This is a genomic window from Pigmentiphaga humi, assembly GCF_900606115.1.
Taxonomy (GTDB): Bacteria; Pseudomonadota; Gammaproteobacteria; order Burkholderiales; family Burkholderiaceae_B; genus Pigmentiphaga; species Pigmentiphaga humi.
Window position 1 is genome coordinate 1 of the sequence record NZ_UWPJ01000047.1, and the last position, 5,510, is coordinate 5,510.

Here is a 5,510-nt window from a genome sequence, read left to right on the forward strand (position 1 = left end):
ACGCTGGGTGGGTTACTTACTCAGTGGAGAAAAGCATGTTTTCCCGTATTCGTTTCACGGCCCTGGCATGTGTGCTCGCGGCGGTTCCGGCGGTTGGTGCGTTCGCGCATGAGGCGGGGGACTGGCTGGTCAAGGGCGGGGTGTCCGCTGTCCTGCCCAAGTCGGGGAACGGGAGTGTCTTGGGCGGCGCGGCCAGCCTGGACGTGGGCAATTCCACGCGCCCCAGCATCAGCGCGACCTATATGGCGACCCGCAACGTGGGCGTCGAGCTGCTGGCGGCGGTGCCGTTCCGGCATACGATATCGGCGTCCGGCGCCGTGGCTGGCGATATCGCTTCGACCAGGCAATTGCCGCCCACGCTGAGCGTGCAGTGGTACTTCATGCCCGATGCCGCCGTGCAGCCTTATGTGGGCGTGGGCCTGAACTACACGCGCTTCTTCGATACCCGTACGCAAGGCGCGCTGGCCGGCAACCGGCTGGACCTGGGCGATTCCTGGGGCGTGGCGTTGCAGGCTGGGGTGGACGTGAAGCTGGGCGAACGCTGGTTCGTCAATGCCAGCCTGCGCTATATCGACATCAGCAGCAAGGTCAGGCTCAACGGCACGGAGATCGGCAAGGCGCGCATCGATCCGTGGGTGCCGACCATCGCGGTCGGCTACCGGTTCTGATGAAAGCTTGGCTTCAGTTCGGCGGCACGTAGCCCTGGGCCTCGACGTTGCCGTCTTCGAACAGATAGCGCTGCATCTGCTGCTGCAGATATTTGCGCGCGCGGCTGTCCGCCAGGTTCAGGCGGTTCTCGTTCACCAGCCGGGTCTGGGTCTGGACCCAGTCCTGCCAGGCTTGCTTGGAAATGTTCTGCCAGATCTTGGTGCCCAGTTCGCCGGGATAGGGAGGGAAGTCCAGGCCTTCGGCTTCCTGCTTGAGCTTGACGCAATAGATGGTGCGAGCCATGTGTATACCTGTGCCGTGATTCGTTGCAATGGGGCTATTGTAGCGAAGGGGCAACCGCGCCGTTCGGCCGAAACGCCAGTGCGAGGGCCATTGTTCCGGCAATGGCGTCTCGAGCGGGCGCGTCGTCTCCGGAGGTGTCAGCGCGCCGAACCGCCCGACCGGTTTTCCTGCGTAGGCAGCAGGATGAAGCCGCCGCTTTGCGTGGACGGCGCGCTCGTCTTAGCCTTTGCCGAGGTGGGCCGGCTGGCATCGAGGCGAATGGAGATCGCGCCCTGGCGGCCATTCGCGTCGGTGTAGACGTGCAGATAATGCACGCCGTTTGCCAGGATGGTCACGGGTACTTCGACGACAGCCTTGCGCTGGCCGTCCAGCACGACGCGCGCCGGGGCCTCCGCTTCCACCCGCAGCGCGCCTTCGGTGCGATAGCTCAGTCCGACCTCGGTCACGCCCGGCACGGCTTCAAGGGCCAGTCCGACGCGGGTGGCGCCCACGGCCAGCGGCGCGGCCGGCACGCGGATCGAGACATGCACCGGGCTGCCCGGCTTGCCGCGCTGGGCGACGAATGCGTCGCGGGCCTTGCCCGCCGGCGCCGTCGATGCAGCATCGTGTGCGCATGCGGGCAGGGCGAGGGCGGCGGCCAGCAGCAAGGCCGCGCGGGGAGCGGCCTGGGAGAGAATGCGTGGGCAAGCCATTACAGGGCTCCTTGAGAAGCAGTCACGGGTTCGAAGTTGACCCGGTAGCAGACATTGGTCAGGGCTGACGGGGATTCGCTGTCCTCGTCCAGTCCGCTCAGGGCCGAATCCACCAGCCAGCCCGTGTGCGTGCCGGCCTCGAGCGCGAAATCGAAAGAGACGTCGTCTTCCCGCTCATTGTCGATCTCGATGCCGTCCCGGGTCATCCGCAGGAGTGCATGCGAGTCGAACGGGTGCGAGGTGCTCCTGACCGCGTTCAGGCGATAGGTGCCTGCGACAGGGACCTCGAGCCGCAGGGAACGCCCCTGGCCGAACTTGTTGTACTCGGCGCCGTAGCCGTTGGTGACGCACAACTCCTGGTCCTGCTCGTCCACGGTCGAGTAAGGCGTCGAGACGATGGGCGGTTCCGTGAGGATCGTGTAGGTGACCGCGCTGCCCCAGGGGTCCAACTGGGCCATGCGGGGGATATTCAGCGAGTCCAGCAAGGTGTCTGCCTGAATCGCCGGGCTGCCCGCCAGGCGCGATCCGAGCGCGGTCGCGAACGGGAATACGCTGGTGAACGCGGGGGTGCGTTTCTGCTCGTTCCTGAGAACGGATACGGTGGCGTCGAAGCCGCCGGGTATGCGCGAGAGCTGGTAGATGAAATACTGCATGGATGCCTCGCTGTACCACGAACGATCGTGGTCGGCATCGGGCAGGGCGGATACGTCGAACGTGAAGCCGCCGCTCTGGCCTTTGCCGGACGTGTCGATGTAGACCGGATCGTCGCGGACCACGCCGGCGAGGGCATTGCCCCATCCTTCGCCCCAGGCCACGCGCATGTCCACTTTTTCGCCCAATGCGTGGCTGCCGCCTATGTTGTCGGCGCGCGAGACCTGCTTTTCGAAGTAGTGTCCCCATTCGTGGATCACGATGGCGGTATCGTACTCGTCGGTGTCCACGTCTTCCTTGCCTAGGATGTAGAGGCCGATCGGGCCGTCCTCGTCGTTCTCGTTGTGGTAATGGCTGGTGCCGATGTCGCCGTCCGCCAGCTTGCCTTCGGCCGGCCCGTTCTTGATGCTCCAATACACGTTCAGCGGCGGGAAGTCCAGGTCGGGCGCGCCGTCCAGGAAGCGTTGTATGGCGCTATAGGTCTGGTCCAGAACGGAGAAGGGCGCAGCGGCGCGCGTGCCAGTGTAGGCGCGGTCGTTCCAGCCCGACGCGGCGTGCAGGTCCAGCCGCGCGCCCTGGGCCGGCACGGACAGCGGTTCGCTCTGCAAAGCATAAATGGGCGTGTTGCCGGGATCCGTGAGGAACTCGGGCGAGGTATTGTCGCGCACCGCTACGTCCCAGCTTCCGCCCTTGCCGCCGCCGTCGCGCAGCAGCCGGGCCTGCACGCGGATCCGCACGTCGCTGCCGGGCGGAAGTTCCAGGACGTAGCCGCCGTCCGCGTCGGTGCGGCCGCTGGCCACCACTTGCCCGTTTTCGTCCTTGCCGCTCACGGCCTCTACGATGGCACCGCGCACGGGCAGTTGTTTCGTGGCGGCGTAGTCCAGGTAGGTGGGCACGGCCGGCACGGCGTCGTAGGTCACGCGGCCGGACACGGTGCCGGCCTGCGGTTCGGGATTGATGCTGCCGCTGTCGCAGCCGGCGAGCGCGGCGGCCAGCAGCAGGGCGGAGAGGGCCGGGTTGCACAGGCCTTTGAGCAGATTCGGGCGGGTGGGACAGGAAGACGGGGCGGAGCGTCCTGATGCATCGCGCTTGCGCATGGCTGGCTTCTTTTGAGGTTGTTGTGCAGGGAAGGACGGCGAAAAGCCGCCGAGGCGGCCTTGCGCTACGGATCAACGGCGACGAGACGCGCAGTTCAAGGTGTTTCTTCTTTATAGAAGCAGAATTCGATTTCCACCGCCGCGCCGAGCGGCAGCGCGGCGACTCCCATGGCCGTACGGGCGGGCGGCGTGGCGCCTTCCGGGAAATAGCCTTCCCAGATGCGGTTGATGTCGGCGAACTGGTCGAAGCGCGTCGTGAAAATGCGCGCGATCATCAACTGGTCGAGCCGCAATCCGTACTCGGGCAGCGCGCCCAGCATATTGCGCATGATCTTGTCGGTCTCGGCAGCCACCCCGCCGGCTTCCAACTGGCCGGTCGCGGCGTCGAGCGCGATCATGCCGGCCAACTGGTAGAACGGACCAGCCTGGATGCAGGGCGTATAGCGGAAGCGGGGCTTGGGCAGGGTCTGGGCGTAATGGGCTTGGAGCGGCATGCTGGGATGTGGCTGATGGGAAAGCCTGTAGTCTACCTGCGGCGGCGCGCCGGCGGATTCACGTGGGGCCATGCGCCCGGCCCTGGCGCAGCGGCGCGAGCAGCCCGGACAGGCCGTTGTGGTCGATCTCGTGCATCAGCGCGAGCAGGCGGCCCAGCTCGCCCGGCGGAAACCCCTTGCGCGCGAACCAGGCGAGGTAGGGGCCGGGGAGGTCCGCGATCAGGCGGCCCTTGTACTTGCCGTAAGGCATGGCCAGGCTGACCAGGCGGGAAAGATCGTCGGGGTTCATCGGGTCAGTTCACAGCCGCTTGATGAACACCTGGCTGTTGCGGCTGCGGTTGTAGTGGGCTTGTTTGTCCTTGGGCAGGTCGGCCACGCTGCCCTGGGCGAAGCCGCGCTTGATGAACCAGTGCGCGGTGCGGGTGGTGAGGACGAACAGCCGCGTGATGCCGGCGGCGCGGGCGCGGCTTTCGATGTGGCGCAGGAGCTTGTCGCCTTCGCCGGTGCCTTGCCATTGCGCATTGACGGTGAGGGCGGCCATTTCGGCCATTTTTTCATCGGGGTAGGTGTAGAGCGCCGCACAGCCGTAGATCACGCCGTCGTGCTCGGCCACCGAGAATTTCTCGACGTCGCGCTCGATGCTGCCGCGGCCGCGCCGCACCAGCGTGCCGTCCACTTCCACCGGTTCGATCAGGCGCACGATGGCGCCGACGTCGTCGATGGTGGCGGGGCGCAGGTCGTCCAGGGTGTCTTCGACTACCATGGTGCCGACGCCGTCGTGGGTGAAGACTTCGAGCAGCACGCCGCCGTCCAGATCGTAGGGGACCAAGTGCGCCCGGGCGACGCCGAGCTTGACGGCGCGCGAGGCATGCTTGAGCACCACGGCGGTGCCGGCGTCCAGTTCTCCCTGCGCGATCAGCGCATCGGCGTCGTCGCGCGCCAGTTCGGTATCGACGTTCCCTTCCTTGTCGAGGATGATCGGCGCATCGGTCAGGAAGATGAGCTTCTCGGCGCGCAGTGCCACCCCGACCGCGGTGGCGAGGTCTTCCATCGACAGGTTGAAGGCTTCGCCGGTCGGCGAGAAACCCAGCGGCGGCAGCAGCACGATGGAGCCCTGGCTGAGCACCATATTGAGGGCTTCGGCGTCGACCTTGCGGACCTGGCCGGTATGGCTGTAGTCGATGCCGTCGATGACGCCCACCGGACGGGCGGTGATGAAGTTGCCCGAGATCACCCGGATGTGCGAGTGCGACATGGGCGTGTTGGGCAGGCCCTGGCTGAAGGCGGCCTCGATGTCCAGGCGGATTTCGCCGGCGGCTTCCTTGGCGCACTCGAGCGCGGCGGCGTCGGTGCGCTGCAGGCCTCGGTCGAACTGGAAGGGAATGCCCTTCAGGCGCAATTGCTCGTTGACCTGGGGCCGCGAGCCGTGCACCAGCACCAGCCGCACGCCGAGCGCGCTGAGCAGGGAGAGGTCCTGGATCAGGACGTTGAGCGCGCCGGCCTGGACCAGTTCGCCGCCGAAGGCCACCACGAAGATCTTGCCGCGGAAGGCATGCACATAGGGCGCCACTTCGCGGAACCATTGCACGAACCGGACGTGCTGGTCGGGGTGGGCAGGGTCGGGG

7 protein-coding genes are annotated in these 5,510 nt (G+C 66.6%); 1 reads left to right on the forward strand and 6 read right to left on the reverse strand.

What is annotated here, in order from left to right:
• Positions 1-35 precede the first annotated feature (35 nt).
• Complete coding sequence (locus tag PIGHUM_RS23730) at positions 36-668, forward strand: OmpW/AlkL family protein (protein WP_124082257.1); 633 nt, start codon at positions 36-38, stop codon at positions 666-668.
• A gap of 13 nt (positions 669-681) precedes the next feature.
• Here the strand turns inward: PIGHUM_RS23730 and PIGHUM_RS23735 are convergent, their stop codons facing one another.
• The 6 genes from PIGHUM_RS23735 to argA all read right to left on the reverse strand — a co-directional run.
• Positions 682-951, reverse strand: coding sequence for an oxidative damage protection protein (locus PIGHUM_RS23735; protein ID WP_124082259.1), 270 nt, complete (start codon positions 949-951; stop codon positions 682-684).
• Positions 952-1,088: 137 nt separating this feature from the next.
• Positions 1,089-1,643, reverse strand: a complete 555-nt coding sequence (locus tag PIGHUM_RS23740) for a hypothetical protein (protein WP_124082261.1) — start codon at positions 1,641-1,643, stop codon at positions 1,089-1,091.
• Positions 1,643-3,391, reverse strand: a complete 1,749-nt coding sequence (locus PIGHUM_RS23745) for a carboxypeptidase-like regulatory domain-containing protein (protein ID WP_124082263.1) — start codon at positions 3,389-3,391, stop codon at positions 1,643-1,645. Before PIGHUM_RS23745 ends, PIGHUM_RS23740 begins: the two co-directional genes overlap by 1 nt.
• Positions 3,392-3,486: 95 nt before the next feature.
• Complete coding sequence (locus PIGHUM_RS23750) at positions 3,487-3,885, reverse strand: RidA family protein (RefSeq protein WP_124082265.1); 399 nt, start codon at positions 3,883-3,885, stop codon at positions 3,487-3,489.
• A gap of 58 nt (positions 3,886-3,943) precedes the next feature.
• Positions 3,944-4,174, reverse strand: a complete 231-nt coding sequence (locus PIGHUM_RS23755) for a DUF3820 family protein (protein WP_124082267.1) — start codon at positions 4,172-4,174, stop codon at positions 3,944-3,946.
• Between the two features lie 9 nt (positions 4,175-4,183).
• A partial coding sequence (gene argA, locus PIGHUM_RS23760; RefSeq protein WP_246013488.1) for an amino-acid N-acetyltransferase occupies positions 4,184-5,510 on the reverse strand: 1,327 nt, incomplete at its 5' end.